The sequence below is a fragment of the Flavobacterium sp. genome, from assembly GCF_034111225.1.
Taxonomy (GTDB): domain Bacteria; phylum Bacteroidota; class Bacteroidia; order Flavobacteriales; family Flavobacteriaceae; genus Flavobacterium.
Genome location: NZ_JAWUXR010000006.1, coordinates 290313 through 305132 on the forward strand (window position 1 = coordinate 290313; position 14820 = coordinate 305132).

The 14820-nt window shown below is 31.5% G+C and carries 16 protein-coding genes; 5 read left to right on the forward strand and 11 right to left on the reverse strand.

Features of this window, described 5'->3' with window-relative positions:
• Window positions 1-20: 20 nt before the first annotated feature.
• Window positions 21-779: a rhomboid family intramembrane serine protease gene (locus UXY25_RS03455; RefSeq protein WP_320814602.1), complete on the reverse strand. Its 759-nt coding sequence runs from the start codon at window positions 777-779 to the stop codon at window positions 21-23.
• A 72-nt stretch (window positions 780-851) separates the two neighbouring features.
• On the opposite strand from UXY25_RS03455, the gene UXY25_RS03460 reads away from it, so the two are divergent.
• On the forward strand, window positions 852-2129 hold the full coding sequence (locus UXY25_RS03460) for a replication-associated recombination protein A (protein ID WP_320814603.1): 1278 nt from the start codon (window positions 852-854) through the stop codon (window positions 2127-2129).
• A 14-nt stretch (window positions 2130-2143) separates the two neighbouring features.
• On the opposite strand, the gene UXY25_RS03465 is transcribed toward UXY25_RS03460, so the two are convergent.
• The 6 genes from UXY25_RS03465 to radC are packed head-to-tail and all read right to left on the reverse strand — an operon-like array spanning window position 2144 to window position 6698.
• The gene (locus UXY25_RS03465) at window positions 2144-2878 is read right to left on the reverse strand and encodes a hypothetical protein (protein ID WP_320814604.1); all 735 of its coding nucleotides are present in this window, start codon (window positions 2876-2878) and stop codon (window positions 2144-2146) included.
• Between the two features lies 1 nt (window position 2879).
• Window positions 2880-3572, reverse strand: a complete 693-nt coding sequence (locus UXY25_RS03470; protein WP_320814605.1) for a YjjG family noncanonical pyrimidine nucleotidase — start codon at window positions 3570-3572, stop codon at window positions 2880-2882.
• 9 nt (window positions 3573-3581) lie between these two features.
• Window positions 3582-4067, reverse strand: a complete 486-nt coding sequence (locus UXY25_RS03475) for a hypothetical protein (protein ID WP_320814606.1) — start codon at window positions 4065-4067, stop codon at window positions 3582-3584.
• Window positions 4060-5313: an ABC transporter permease gene (locus UXY25_RS03480; protein ID WP_320814607.1), complete on the reverse strand. Its 1254-nt coding sequence runs from the start codon at window positions 5311-5313 to the stop codon at window positions 4060-4062. The genes UXY25_RS03475 and UXY25_RS03480 overlap by 8 nt, the downstream gene beginning before the upstream one ends.
• Before the next feature lies 1 nt (window position 5314).
• Complete coding sequence (locus UXY25_RS03485) at window positions 5315-5977, reverse strand: ABC transporter ATP-binding protein (protein ID WP_320814608.1); 663 nt, start codon at window positions 5975-5977, stop codon at window positions 5315-5317.
• Window positions 5978-6014: 37 nt separating this feature from the next.
• The gene (gene radC / locus UXY25_RS03490) at window positions 6015-6698 is read right to left on the reverse strand and encodes a RadC family protein (protein WP_320814609.1); all 684 of its coding nucleotides are present in this window, start codon (window positions 6696-6698) and stop codon (window positions 6015-6017) included.
• Window positions 6699-6879: 181 nt separating this feature from the next.
• Between radC and UXY25_RS03495 the strand changes: the two genes are divergently transcribed.
• Window positions 6880-7464, forward strand: a complete 585-nt coding sequence (locus UXY25_RS03495) for a DUF1287 domain-containing protein (protein WP_414601362.1) — start codon at window positions 6880-6882, stop codon at window positions 7462-7464.
• An 89-nt stretch (window positions 7465-7553) separates the two neighbouring features.
• Here UXY25_RS03495 and UXY25_RS03500 read toward each other — a convergent pair whose 3' ends face one another.
• Window positions 7554-8909 carry a UDP-N-acetylmuramate--L-alanine ligase gene (locus UXY25_RS03500; protein ID WP_320814611.1) on the reverse strand — a complete coding sequence of 452 codons (1356 nt, stop codon included), beginning with the start codon at window positions 8907-8909 and terminating at the stop codon, window positions 7554-7556.
• 79 nt (window positions 8910-8988) lie between these two features.
• Window positions 8989-9681, reverse strand: coding sequence for a hypothetical protein (locus tag UXY25_RS03505; protein WP_320814612.1), 693 nt, complete (start codon window positions 9679-9681; stop codon window positions 8989-8991).
• 209 nt (window positions 9682-9890) lie between these two features.
• Here UXY25_RS03505 and UXY25_RS03510 point away from each other — a divergent pair, with 209 nt between their 5' ends.
• The gene (locus UXY25_RS03510; RefSeq protein WP_320814613.1) at window positions 9891-10667 is read left to right on the forward strand and encodes a hypothetical protein; all 777 of its coding nucleotides are present in this window, start codon (window positions 9891-9893) and stop codon (window positions 10665-10667) included.
• A 72-nt stretch (window positions 10668-10739) separates the two neighbouring features.
• Here UXY25_RS03510 and obgE read toward each other — a convergent pair whose 3' ends face one another.
• Both obgE and UXY25_RS03520 read right to left on the reverse strand, forming a co-directional pair.
• On the reverse strand, window positions 10740-11741 hold the full coding sequence (obgE, locus tag UXY25_RS03515) for a GTPase ObgE (RefSeq protein WP_320814614.1): 1002 nt from the start codon (window positions 11739-11741) through the stop codon (window positions 10740-10742).
• A 39-nt stretch (window positions 11742-11780) separates the two neighbouring features.
• Entirely contained in the window at window positions 11781-12902 is a 1122-nt protein-coding gene (locus UXY25_RS03520) for an adenylate kinase (RefSeq protein ID WP_320814615.1), read from the reverse strand.
• Between the two features lie 90 nt (window positions 12903-12992).
• Here UXY25_RS03520 and UXY25_RS03525 point away from each other — a divergent pair, with 90 nt between their 5' ends.
• Window positions 12993-13526 carry a hypothetical protein gene (locus tag UXY25_RS03525; protein ID WP_320814616.1) on the forward strand — a complete coding sequence of 178 codons (534 nt, stop codon included), beginning with the start codon at window positions 12993-12995 and terminating at the stop codon, window positions 13524-13526.
• A 126-nt stretch (window positions 13527-13652) separates the two neighbouring features.
• Window positions 13653-14813 carry a 5-(carboxyamino)imidazole ribonucleotide synthase gene (locus UXY25_RS03530; protein ID WP_320814617.1) on the forward strand — a complete coding sequence of 387 codons (1161 nt, stop codon included), beginning with the start codon at window positions 13653-13655 and terminating at the stop codon, window positions 14811-14813.
• Window positions 14814-14820: the final 7 nt, after the last annotated feature.

Genomic DNA, 14820 nt, shown 5'->3' on the forward strand with positions numbered 1-14820 from the left:
TTTAGTTTGTTTTAGAAAAATTATTCCTTCTTAATTCCAATAAAATTATAAATTACCTTTAAAGAAGTTGTGAAGTATTCCTTTACGACTTCTTCTGGTTTTGGTGGCGGGCTAAACCTTCCTGTTTCATCGAAATTTTTAACAAATGGATCTAATTCAGGGTTAAAATCAGGTTCTTCCCAATCGTATAATATGGGTTTAGCAAATTGTGGCGTCCTTAAAACCAATGCAAAAGCTACTCCAGTTAAGAAGCCGCTTAAATGACCTTCCCAAGAAATAGCATCGTCTACTTTCGGAAACATGTACCAAACCATTCCTCCATAGAAAACTACAATTAGCAAAGACAAAGCGACTAGGCGATAATATTTGGTAAAAATCCCTTTAAAGAACATAAAACTTACTAATGCATAAACTAATCCACTTGCACCAATATGATAACTTGGCCTTCCTAACAACCACGTTCCTAAACCTGAAAATATAATTCCGAAAAAAAGTACTCCATACGATTGTTCTCTATAAAAAAACCGTAGCACTGCTAACAAAACCAACAAAGCAAGCGAATTATTCACTAAATGTTTTAAATCGCCATGAAGAAAAGCACTGAAAAAAATTCCTTTTGCACCAAATGCTTCTCTGGGATACACTCCGTAATGCGACAAGCTGATATGAAAGTGTTTTTCTACCCAAAAAACAGTCCACAATGACAATACAAAAAGTAAAGGCAATAACACTACAGATGGTGTAAAAACAAACGGATTATCTAAACTTGTTTTTTTCATACGTTTCAAGTCTCAAAGATAAGACCAAAAAATTTGTTATGCGCTTTTGTCAGAAAAATGTAATTTTACCAAATGGAAGCACCGTTAGCAGAAAGAATTAGACCTAAAAATTTATCGGAATACATAAGTCAGTTGCATTTAGTAGGCGAACAAGGTTCGTTAACACATCAAATTGCAAAGGGAATTATTCCAAGTTTAATTTTATGGGGACCACCTGGAACTGGGAAAACTACTTTAGCACAAATAATGGCCGAAGAAAGTAAGCGGCCATTTTACATCTTAAGCGCTATTAATAGTGGCGTAAAAGACATTAGAGAAGTTCTTGAAAAAGCCAAACAAAGCGGCGGGTTATTTACTGCTAAAAACCCTATTTTATTTATAGATGAGATTCATCGTTTTAGTAAATCGCAACAAGATTCTTTACTTGCAGCGGTTGAGAAAGGCTGGGTAACTTTAATTGGCGCTACAACTGAAAACCCGAGTTTTGAAGTGATTCCGGCTTTATTGTCAAGATGTCAGGTTTATGTATTGAATCCGTTTTCGAAAGATGATTTAGAAGCATTATTACACAGAGCAATTGCTACTGATACCTATTTACAAACCAAACAGATTGAATTAAAAGAAACTGAAGCCTTACTTCGATTATCGGGTGGAGACGGAAGAAAATTATTGAATGTTTTTGAGCTAGTAATTAATGCTACTGAAGAGGATTCTATAGTAATTACAAATGAAAGAGTAATGCAATTGGCTCAAAAAAACACGGTTTTATACGACAAAACTGGGGAACAACATTATGATATTGTTTCGGCATTTATAAAATCAATTCGCGGGAGTGATCCTAATGGAGCCGTTTATTGGCTAGCTAGAATGATTGAAGGTGGTGAAGATGTGAAATTTATTGCACGAAGATTGTTAATTCTAGCAAGTGAAGATATTGGTAATGCCAATCCTACGGCTTTAATTATGGCTAACAATGCTTTTCAGGCGGTGACAACTATTGGTTATCCCGAAAGTAGAATTATTTTGAGTCAGTGTGCAATATATTTGGCTACTTCTGCAAAAAGCAATGCTAGTTACTTGGCAATTGGTAAAGCGCAACAATTAGTTAAACAAACTGGTGACTTACCAGTTCCATTGCATTTACGCAATGCGCCAACCAAGTTAATGAAAGAATTAGGCTATGGTGATGAATATAAATATTCGCACGATTTTGCTAATAATTTTGCAGAACAAGAGTTTTTACCAAATGAAGTTTCAGAAACAAAATTCTTTGACCCTGGAGATAATGCTCGTGAAAGAGAATTACGTGCTTTCTTAAAAAATAGATGGAAAGATAAATATGGGTATTAAAATAAAGTTAAGCTCTAAAACTTCACTTCCACTTTTTCAGAAACTAAAACATCTTTTTGATAATAATCAAAATACCAGCCGTTCATTTTCTTCATAAAAACACCTTTTATTTCGCCTTTTGAAGCAATAAATACCGATTCGTTTGATGTAACGTAAATCAGGTAAATTACATTTGGAGTGCTGTCTACAATTTTATATCCGTTTGGAATTGGAAGTGCATATACAACTCCATCTTTAGCACTTTTAACTTCTGTTACAGAAGCGTCAGACACCTTAACAACCTCTTTTACTACAACAACTGGCTTTTCAATTACTTTTTCAATAGCATTTAAATTCTTGATTTTTAAACCACCTCTCAAAGACGTAAGTGCAACCCTTAGAGCTTCGTTATACGCTTTATGATAATCCTTCTCTCTACTTGTCCCTTCTGAACTTGTTAAGATAATATTATTTTGACAATCTGTTAAAACAACTTCAAGTTTGCTTACAAAAAGACTGTTATTTGCAACAACATCTGCAAACAAAACGTTACATCTATTATTCGCAATTTCTTTTGGCAAATTGTCTTCAGCATAAAACACTTTAAACCCTTCTGTTTCAAAAAATGATTTTGTCAAAGAATTTAAATTGTATTTATTCTCTTCATTTAAAAAAGAATATTTTTTAGGGACAATTATTACATCATAATTTGATTGTGCAGAAACACTAATTGTAAATAAAACAGCTATAATAAATACTACTTTTTGCATACTATAAAATATTTTTTAATTCTAATAAATGATTTACTTGATGAATTGGCTTTAGAGTTTTAGAATTTTGCTCATTAAAATAAATTGCATCTATCCCATAACTTAATGCGCCTTCAATATCTGCTTCTAAACTATCGCCTATCATGAGGCTCTCTTCTTTTGAAGCTTTAGCCAAAGATAATGCAAATTCAAATATATTTGGATGTGGTTTCTTAACTCCAGCCATTTCTGAATTGGTAATGGTTTGGAAGAAATGTTCAATTTTAGAATTTTTTAATTTTCTATCTTGAACCTCACTAAACCCATTGGTAATAATATGAAGATGATAATTCTCTTTTAAATAATTAAGTAGCTCAACTGCTCCATCAAATAACAAATTATTATCTGGCAAATGAGTGATGTAATCTTCTGAAAGTTGATGAATCATTTCATCTGTTATCGTAAAATCTAAAACATCAAAAACGTCTTTTAAACGATAATAACGCAAATCTTCATGAGAAATTTGGTTGACTTGATACAACTTCCAATAATGGTGATTTCTTGGAATATAATGCTCCAAAAACTCCACAACAGAAACTTCTAAATTGTGTTTCTTGAAAATAATTTCAAACGCAAACGCAGAATTTTTATCAAAGTCCCAAAGGGTGTGATCTAAGTCAAAAAATATGTGTTTTTTATTTTGGAAAGTTTTCAATTGACAGTACTATTTACCTACAGTTATTACTGCATTTTCAACATGATAAATCCAATCTTCAACATCATTATCATTATAACGAAACGTTCCTACTAAAGTTACATATTGGTCTGTTTTTAATTTAGGTAAATCTCCTTTAAATTTAATTCCCATAATTGTTTCTGGACCTGATTTTCCACAGAAAAAACAAGCTGCAAAAACATTTTTACTAATGGCATAATTTTTATTGTCGATAGGAATAATAAAACCAGTAATTACTATAGACTTCCCTTGCATAGACTTTAACTTTGGATTTATTACAGGAAACATTACTTCACCATACAACTTGTCTGGTTTTTTTAAATAATCAATTTTTCCTAATAACGTCCATGTCAAAGTATCTCCATATACAGAAGTTGTCGGTTTTTGAAATGTTGTTTTAGTTTCTTTAGTATTAAAACTAAATAATGTAATTGCAATTAATAATGCAAGAGTAAATTTGAATGTATTACGCATTTGCTAATGTTTTTGATATGTTTAAATTATAGGCTTTTACTGCTGGAATTAACGCTGCAATAATACCTACTGATATTGTTAATAAAAATAATACGCCTTCTTTTTCCCAAATGAATTCATAAGGATTAAAACTTAATTTAAAATCTTCCTCAGATGAGTTTGAAATAAATATCAATGCTACTCTTCCCAAAATCGTACCAAAGACGAATCCTACAACACAAAGCAATAAACTTTCTATCATAATAAGCTTTAAAAGCTGTAATCTCTTAGCTCCATTTACCCGTAAAAGTGCGAATTCATCTTTACGTTCTTTTAAAGTATTGAATAAAGCAATGAAAATTGAAATTCCAGAAATCAACATAATTCCATAAGCTAGATAACGAAGTGCGTCAATACCTATTCCAAATAACGCAAACAATCTATTGATTTCTAATGCTGGTGAAGCCGCTTGCATTTTTGTATTTTGAGGAATAAGTCTTTGCCAAGTAAGTTTTGCCATAGGATTTCTAATCTGTAACAAAACAGCCGTAATATCCATTCCTTTTTTATCTAAAGTAAAACCTTCTACATGATTTTCTTCACCATCTTCATGGACATGACCTTCTTCTCCGTGTTCCGGATTTGCTTTTTCATGTCCGCCGTGCATTTGCCATACACTTGGAATATTACATAAAATTAAATTGTCAACAACTTTACCTGTTTGTTCTGCAATCCCCACAATTTTATAAGCATAATGATCATGAACTTCTCCTTCGGCAGCATCGCCATGTGATCCAAAAAATTCATCTCCAACCTTTAAACTTAATTTTTTAGCAATTTCAGCACCAATAACTACTTCAAAATTATTTTCAAATAATTTTCCTTCAGCAATCTTTGCATTGTATTTTTCTAAATAATCAGGAGTAGTTCCCAATATTTTATAACCTCTATAATTATCTCCAAAAGCAAGTGGAATTGCTTTTTTTACAAATGGATGCTGCATCCAAACTTTTGCAGAATCATAACTTATGTTTCCTGTTGGTGCATCTACTTGATAAACCGAAGAAAGTATTAATTGCAATGGGCTTCCTTGTGCTCCTAAAACTAAATCGACACCATCAATATTATTCGTAAATTTTTCTTCAAACTGCTTTTCAAGTAAAACCAAAACGGTAATAATTGCAACACTTGAAGTTAGTAATATTATACTTAAAGCAGTATTTAATGGCTTAAACCAAATATTTCGCCATGCTAATTTTGTTATCATCTTACACTAACGTTATTTGGTTAATAAATCGTTCTTTTATTCTTCTATCATGCGTTACAATAACTAAAGCAGCTTTGTACTCTTTAGATAAACTTGTAAGCAACTCAATTACTTTTTCTGCATTTTTATCATCTAAACTAGATGTAGGCTCATCAGCTAAAAGAACTTTAGGCTCATTAATTAATGCTCTTGCAATAGAAACACGTTGCTGCTGACCAATACTCAATTGACTAGGTAATTTATGCGCTTGTTTTTCAATGTCTAATTGTTCCAAAAGTCTTTTTGCTCTTGTCGTATTCTTTTTACCATTGGCCAACCAACTTGCCATTTCTAAATTTTCTAAAACCGTTAAAGCAGAAATAAAGTGTGATTTTTGAAAAACCAAACCAATATTCTGTCCTCTAAATTTATCATTTTTCCCTTCATTTAGAGAAACAATATCAGTTCCATCAATAAGAATTCTCCCTGTTGATGGCTTTAACAAACCTGCAAGAATATGCAAATAGGTTGTTTTTCCTTTACCAGAATCACCCGTTATTAAGATTGTACTTCCTTCAGAACAATACAAGTTAGGCAAAATAAAAGATTGCTCTTTACTGTATGAAAAAGTAATATTTTCAGCACTTATAATCATTGGATAAGCTAATTTTTTAATAAGCTGCAATATAGGGAATTGAAAAGATATTATTTCTTAATGTTTTCTAAAAAATTCCTTCATCGGCAAAACTAAAATAACTGTGCTCTGTAATTATTACATGGTCTAAAATTTGAACATCCAAACTCCTTCCGGCTTCTTTTATTTTCTTGGTAATTTGAATATCTGCTTCACTTGCTTTCAATTTTCCAGAAGGATGATTATGCGATAAAATAATAGAAGTTGCATTATGCTCTAAAGCCATTTTAAATACAATTCGCGTATCGACAAGTGTTCCAGTTAATCCACCTTTACTAATTTGCGATTTATAAATCACCTTATTAGAATTATTAAGATATAAAACCCAAAATTCCTCGTGTGGTAATTCGCCAATAATGGGTTGCATAATTTCGAAAACCGCTTTGCTAGATGTGATTTTTAATAATTCAACTGCTTCTTCTGTCCTACGTCTTCTTCCTAATTCTAAAGCTGCAGCAATAGAAATAGCTTTTGCTTCTCCAATTCCTTTGAATTGAATTAATTGCTGAACTGAAAGCTTCCCAAGGAGATTTAGATTATTGTTTGTTGAAGCTAAAATGCGTTGGCAAAGTTGCACTGCACTTTCATTTCGAGATCCAGAACCTATAAGAATAGCTAGTAATTCTGAATCGGATAAAGAAATTCTTCCTTTTAGCAAGAATTTTTCACGTGGTCGATCATCCTCGGCCCACTGATTAATTGGCGTGTACATAAAATTTATTTTGGCGTTTATAAAAACAAAGTAAATTCTTTTTTTAATACGTTCAAAATAAATGCCTTGAAAAATACGTTTAAGAAACAAACACTATATGAAAATGCATTTCATCTTCTTCTTTTTTCCACTATTATTATGTTGCCAAAAAGAACAATCAACTCTTGCAACCGAAAGAAAAATGGCTAATCATGTTATAGAAATTGAGCAAGAAATAAAGTCAATTCAAAACCCAACTGATTTTTATCAAAAACTTTCAAATGCAGCAATTTCTATTATAGATCCAGATGTAGTTTACACACCTGACTATGTTGGAATAAAATACCCAAATGGAGATGTTCCTGCAAAAACTGGAGTTTGTACAGATGTTATTATTCGTGCTTATCGAAAACTTGATGTTGATTTACAGAAAGAAGTGCATGAGGACATGAAAACTAATTTTTCAAAATATCATAACTTAACAAAATGGGGCTTAAAAACTACCGACAAAAATATTGACCACAGAAGAGTCCCAAATTTGGAAGTTTTTTTTGAACGAAAAGGAGAAAAATTAAAAATAACAGATAATGCTTCTGATTACAAAACGGGTGAAATAGTTAGTTGGATGATTAACGGTAAATTGCCACATATTGGTATTATCACACATTTAAAGTCTAAAGACGGAAAACGACCTATGATTGTTCACAACATTGGTGGCGGACAAGTTTTAGAAGATTGTTTGTTTAATTTTGAGATTGTTGGGCATTATAAGTATAAGAAAGAATAATTGTCATTTCGACGAAGGAGAAATCGCAACAGTGATTAACATTGTGTGATTTCTCCTTCGTCGAAATGATAAACTTCAATGACAATAAACTACTCAATCAACGCTTTCACTTCATCAAAATTCAAACCGCCATAATTTCCTGAGCTCATCAACAATAAAGCAGAATTATCAAAGTTTTGAGCAAATAAGAATTCTTTAAACTCTGTTGGATTGGTATAGATAACTAAATCGTCACGTTTAAAAGACTGTGCAATTTGGTCATAAGTTACTTCTTCTAATTGTTTTATTTTTACTGCATCTGGCGAATAAAAAACAACAGCAACATCTGCAGACTCTAAAGCGCCTTCGTATTCTTTTAAAAATTCTGCATTTAAACTACTATACGTATGTAATTCCAAACAAGCAATTAATTTCCTTTCTGGATATTGATTTTTAACTGCTTTTGTAGTTGCGGAAACTTTACTTGGCGAATGCGCAAAATCTTTATAAGCAACTTTTCCTTTTCCTTCAGCGATTTTTTCTAAACGTTTGCTCGCTCCTTTAAAAGTAGCAATGGCCTCGTAAAAATCAGCTTCGTCAATCCCCATATTTTGGCAAATCCATTTTGCACCAGCAAGGTTATTCAAATTATGTGCACCAAAAACTTCAATTGGCATTGGACCGTCTGGAGTTTCTAATAATGTTACACCGTCTTCAACAGTATAAGCTGGAGTTGTATAAGGAATTCTTCTGATTTGGTTATCCGTTTCTTCAGCAACTTGTTTTACTGTGGCATCTTCTTCATTATAAATCAAGATTCCGCCTTTCGTAATTTGATTCGTAAAAATTCTAAATTGGTCAACATAATTCTCAAATGTTGGAAACACATTAATATGATCCCAAGCAATACCAGAAAGTAAAGCGATATTTGGTTTGTACAAATGAAATTTAGGACGTAAATCCATTGGAGAAGACAAATACTCATCACCTTCCAAGACAATAAAATCGTTGTCTTCTGTAAGATGAACCATCGTGTCAAAACCTTCTAATTGCGCGCCAACCATATAATCGACCTCAATATTATGATAATGCATGACATGTAAAATCATGGAAGTAATTGTCGTTTTTCCATGAGATCCACCAATAACTACTCTGGTTTTGTCTTTTGATTGTTCATATAAAAATTCTGGATACGAATAAATTTTTAATCCTAATTCTTGTGCTTTTAATAATTCGGGATTATTAGCTTTTGCATGCATTCCAAGAATAATTGCATCAATATCATTAGTTATTTTTTCTGGAAACCATCCCATTTCATTTGGCAACAAACCTTTTTTATCTAAACGTGATTTTGAAGGTTCGAAAATAGCATCATCACTTCCGGTAACTTGATATCCTTTATTATGTAATGCTAATGCTAAATTATGCATTGCTGCTCCGCCTATTGCTATGAAATGTGTCCTCATTGTATATGTTTAAAAATCAAAAGCTTAGAAGTTTAAGAGTTTTGGCACAACACCTTTTAAATACTTAAACCTATAACTTTTAACCTATTTTTTTATTAAAATTTTCTTTTAGTTGATTTGCTTTAGTTTTCTCATTTAACTTATTTAAATACAGATCGTACAATTTTTCAAAAGTAATTTGTGAATTACCTATTTTGTGAGCATTTAAATAATTTTTTTCTGCGTTCTTATATCTTTTAAAATATACATCAATATATCCTTTAGATAAATATCCGTCCACTTTTGAAAGTTGCATTAATTCATTAGAATAAACTTGTGCTTTCTTTTCACTACCGCCAATTATGGCAGGAATTTCTATATAAAACATTACCAAAGCCCAACGAGAATCTATATGAGTTTTATCCAACTTTACAGCTGTTAGAAAAGAGTTTTCAACATCATCAATCATTCCTAGAGCAGCAAACTTATTACTCTCTTTTGCTTTCATTCCTAAAGCTCCTCCATATTTATAATGATAATTAGCATTTTGAGGCTTTTGCTTTTTTATGTTTTCATAGCATTCAATAGCTTCATCCCATTCTTTATAAATTCCAGCAATATCTCCTAAATACTCTAGTGTTTTTAAATCAGACGGATGTTCTTCAAGGTTGTTGTTAAAATACACTTTTGCTTCTTTGTATTTTTTTTGGACAAATAACTTTTCACCCTTTTCAAAATTAGATTGAGAAAAGAGGCTAAAAGAAATAAAGAATAAACAGAAGTAATATTTCAAAGTGTAAAATTTGATTCAAAAATAAGAAAATGATTTTTAGTTGAGTTTATAATTAACGTAATTTAATTATAAAATACCATTTAATGCATTAATGTGATAAAGCGCAATTTTTAAAAATAATGGATGTATTTAAGAATTACTCCTTTTTTTTTTTATTTTTATCCCGTTTTGAAGTTAAATACAAATACTAAACTATAAAAAAATAACCAATGAGTTCTAAAAAAATTACAAAAATAGAAGGAGCTGACGAACAAGTTTCTCAATCGAAAGGATTTGTCCCTACAGAAGACAGTAAAGGCAAAGCTACTCAATTACGTATGTTTGCAGCATTATCATGGCTTGGTGCTATTGGTGCTCAAATAGGCGCAATATTATTATTATTTAAACCACCAGTTAATATGACGTGGGTTATTGTTTTAATAGTGGTGGATCTAGCTTTCGCAATATTAGGTTCTTATTTATGGAAAAAATCTAACCGCTTAGATCCTGCATCTGAGAAAAACAAGTTTATGTTTTTCATGCAAAGTCAATTAGGATTAGTAGTTGCAATAATTGCCTTTTTACCTCTGGTTATTTTTGTATTTACTAGCAAAAATTTAGATGGAAAACAAAAAGGGATCATTGGAGGAATTGCCGCAGTTGCATTAGTAATTGCTGGAATTGCTGGAACAGATTTTAATCCGCCATCTGTAGAACAATATACAGAACAAACTGAACAAGTTGAAGGATTAAACAATGGAGTGAATCATGTGTTTTGGACAAAATCAGGAAAAAGTTTCCACTTATTTCAAGATTGTGGATATATCAATTCTGACAGAACTACTGAAATTTTTCAAGGAACTGTTGCTCAAGCAAGAGAATTGAAAAACATTACTGACCTTTGTGATCGTTGTGGAAACAAAGCTAAGAAAAATCAAGAAACTGAGAGTGTTTTAGAAGCACCCGCTATTGAAGAAATTTCTGTAGATGCAGAAGCTGCTGAATAATTTCAAATAACTTTATAAAAAAACCGACTAACATAAGCTAGTCGGTTTTTTTATAATCATATTATTTAGAACCTAAACGTTTAACATTTTCCAAAGCTTGTCTTTCAACTCTACTAAACCATCTTCAGCTATAGATGAGACAAACATATAAGGAACTCCTTTTAACTCTTTATCTAAAACTTCTTTCATTTCTACCCTCAATTCATCATCAAGCATATCTGATTTAGAAACCACTAAAAGTCGGTCTTTATCAAGCATTTCTGGATTATAACGACGTAATTCGTCTAATAAAATTTCATATTCTTTCTTAATGTCATCTGCATCTGCAGGAACTAAAAATAACAATGTTGAATTTCGTTCAATATGACGTAAAAAGTAATGACCTAGACCTTTACCTTCTGCTGCTCCTTCAATAATTCCAGGAATATCTGCAATTACAAACGATTGAAAATCTCTATAAGCAACAATTCCTAAATTAGGCTTTAATGTTGTAAATGGATAATCTGCAATTTTTGGCTTAGCCGAAGTTAAAACTGAAAGTAATGTTGATTTTCCTGCATTTGGAAAACCTACTAAACCTACATCAGCTAAAACTTTCAACTCTAAAATAACATCTAACTCTTCAGATGGCATTCCAGGTTGAGAATAACGTGGCGTTTGATTTGTTGAACTCCTAAAGTGCCAATTTCCTAAACCACCTTTTCCACCTGTAGCTAAAATTTTTGTTTCATCATGATCTGTAATTTCAAATAAAACTTCTCCAGTTTCTTTGTCTTTAATTACTGTTCCTAATGGCACTTCAAGATATCTATCTTCACCATCATGACCAGTACTTCGAGAGCCACCACCATCACCACCATGAGTACCTTTTAAATGTCTAACAAATTTTAAGTGAAATAACGTCCAAAGATTTTTGTTTCCTTTTACATAAACATGACCTCCACGACCTCCATCTCCTCCATCTGGACCACCCTTTTCAATAAATTTTTCTCTATGTAAATGCGTAGACCCTTTACCTCCTCTACCGGAAGCTACATATATTTTTACGTAGTCTACAAAATTTCCTTCTGTCATTATTTCTAGTTTAAAGCTTAAAAATTATTTTTTAAACTCTTATAAATTCTCTATTACTGTACTTAATCTTTCTGTAATTTCTTCAATAGAACCAATTCCGTTTACAGCATGAAATTTATTTTGCTCTTTATAATAATTCATTAAAGGAGCCGTTTTTTCATTGTATTCTTGGTATCTATTTCTAATTTTTTCAACATCTTGATCATCTGCTCTACCCGAAGTTTTTCCTCTTTCTAGTAAACGTTGAACCAAAACTTCATCCTCTGCTTCTAATGCAACCGTAGCTGTTACGCTCCATTCTTTAGTTTTCAAAAATGCATCTAAAGCATTTGCTTGAGCAATTGTTCTTGGAAAACCGTCAAACAAAAATCCTTTTGAATCTAAATTTTTATCTACTTCACTTTGCAGCATTTTAATAGTTACTTCATCAGGCACTAAATCGCCTTTATCCATAAACGTTTTAGCTAATTGTCCTAATTCAGTATTATTTTTAATGTTAAATCTAAAAATATCTCCTGTAGAAAGATGTACTAAATTGTATTTTCCTTTTAAAAACTCAGCTTGTGTTCCTTTTCCAGCACCTGGCTTTCCAAATAAAACGATGTTAATCATGTTGTTGTGTGTGTTTGTATTAGTAGCTAATTGATAAACGTGTTTTAAATTTCGGCCTAATCCATCATAATCCAATCCATAACCAACAATAAATTTATTAGGAATTCTAATTCCTACATAATCTAATTTAATGTCTTTTGTATAAGCTTCTGGTTTAAAGAATAAAGTAGCAATTTTAAAATGCTTTACTTTTAGTTCTTTAAATATATTTTTTAATTCTTCAACTGTATTACCTGTGTCTACAATATCTTCTACAACTATTACCGATCTTCCTTCTAAACTTTCATTTAAACCAATAAGTTGTTTTACATTATTAGTAGACTTTGTCCCTTCATACGAAGCTAACTTTACAAAACTTACTTCGCAAGGGTATTCGTAATGTTTCATTAAATCAGCCATTACCATAAAGGAACCGTTCAAAACTCCTATAAAAACAGGTGTTTCTTTACTAAAATCAGCTGCTATTTGTTTTGCCATATTTTGAATAGCAAAATCTAATTCTTTAGCCTGTATAAAAGCCTCAAATTTTTTGTCGTGTAGCTGAATCATAATTTTAAAAATTAAAATAAGGGGCAAAGATAGTAATTAGTAGTTAGTTAGTACTGATTTGTTTTTAGTTTTATTTGTATTTTTGATTTTATGAATATACCGTTCTACACTAGAATAACAAAAGGAAAAGCGGCTAAAAGCTTTAGAGAAGGCAATAAAACATTCGTAATGGACCATCCAGAACACATGGATGAACTCGTCAAAATTGCTTTTACTGTTGCCGACAAAAATCACCATAAAGCTTTTTGGCCACTCGAATTAATCTGCGAAGTAGACTGTAGTTACTTTGAACCTTATATAAACACTTTTTGTAAACTACTTTTGAGTTTCACTAAAGACCATACCAAAAGACCAGTGTCAAGAATTTGTATGTTCTTAGCTAAAAGCAACAAAATTACTCTAACGAAAAATCAAGAGCAATTAATTATTGAAAACTGTTTTGACTGGTTAATTAAAGACGAAAAAGTAGCTGTAAAAGCATATGCTATGAAAGCTTTATATGAATTAAGTAAAACAAACAAATGGATCATTCCTGATTTAAAACAAATAATATCTGCAGATTACCCAAACCAATCAACAGGTTACAAAGCTTGTACAAGAGAAATTTTAAAAAAATTAAAATGATACAAAATGTTAATTATCAATTGTTAATTCATAATTGCTTAAGTATCTTTGTAGCACAAAACAACAACACACAACTACTCAAGCAAAGAAAAATCTTGGGTTCAATAAAAAAACAACTACACCAAAATGAATTACTTTTCTTCTGATTTTAAATTAGGGATTTTAGGCGGAGGCCAATTAGGTAAAATGCTTTTAGCTGAAACCAGAAAACTTGACATTCAAACTTTAGTATTAGACCCAAGTGAAGAAGCACCATCACGTTTTGGCTGCAATGCTTTTTACAAAGGAAGTTTAATGGATTACGACACTGTTTATCAATTTGGTAAAATGGTTAATATCTTAACTATTGAAATTGAAAATGTAAACCTTGATGCTTTAGAAAAGCTAGAAGAAGAAGGATTACCCGTTTTCCCTTCTCCAAAAACCTTACGTTTAATTCAAAATAAAGGAAAACAAAAAGATTATTATGTTACTAATGGCATTCCAACTTCAAACCACTTACGTTTTGTAGGCTTAGATGATCTAAGAGAAGGTTTATCAAAAGATGCACTAGATTTCCCTTTTGTATGGAAAAGTGCTCAATTTGGTTATGATGGAAACGGAGTAAAAATATGTCGTTCTGCTTTAGATTTAGTAAAATTACCTGATGTAGAATGCATCACAGAAGATTTAGTTCCGTTTAAAAACGAACTTGCAGTAATTGTTTCACGTTCTACAAATGGAGAAATAAAAACATATCCTGTTGTTGAAATGGAATTTCACCCAGAAGCCAATCAAGTGGAATATGTAATTTGTCCTGCGAGAATTTCAAACGAGGTTGCAATAAAAGCACAAGAAATAGCATTAAAAGTTTCAGAAGCATTTAATCATGTTGGTTTATTAGCTGTTGAAATGTTTCAAACCGAAGCTGATGAAATTTTGGTAAATGAAGTTGCACCAAGACCACATAATTCTGGTCATTATTCTATAGAAGGAAGTTATACTTCTCAATTTGAAAATCACATTCGCGCTATTTTAGGATTACCTTTAGGAAATACAAGTAGTAAAGTTGCTGGTATTATGGTAAATTTAGTGGGTGAAGAAGGATTTACAGGTCAAGTAGTCTACGAAAACATAGAGAAAATATTAGCTATTGATGGTGTAACACCGCATATTTATGGCAAAAGAGAAACGCGTCCGTTTCGAAAAATGGGACATGTAACGATTGTTAATCCTAATATGGAAGAAGCAAGAAAAGTTGCTGAAGTAGTAAAGAATACGATTAGAGTGATTAGTGTTAATCCATAAATATACA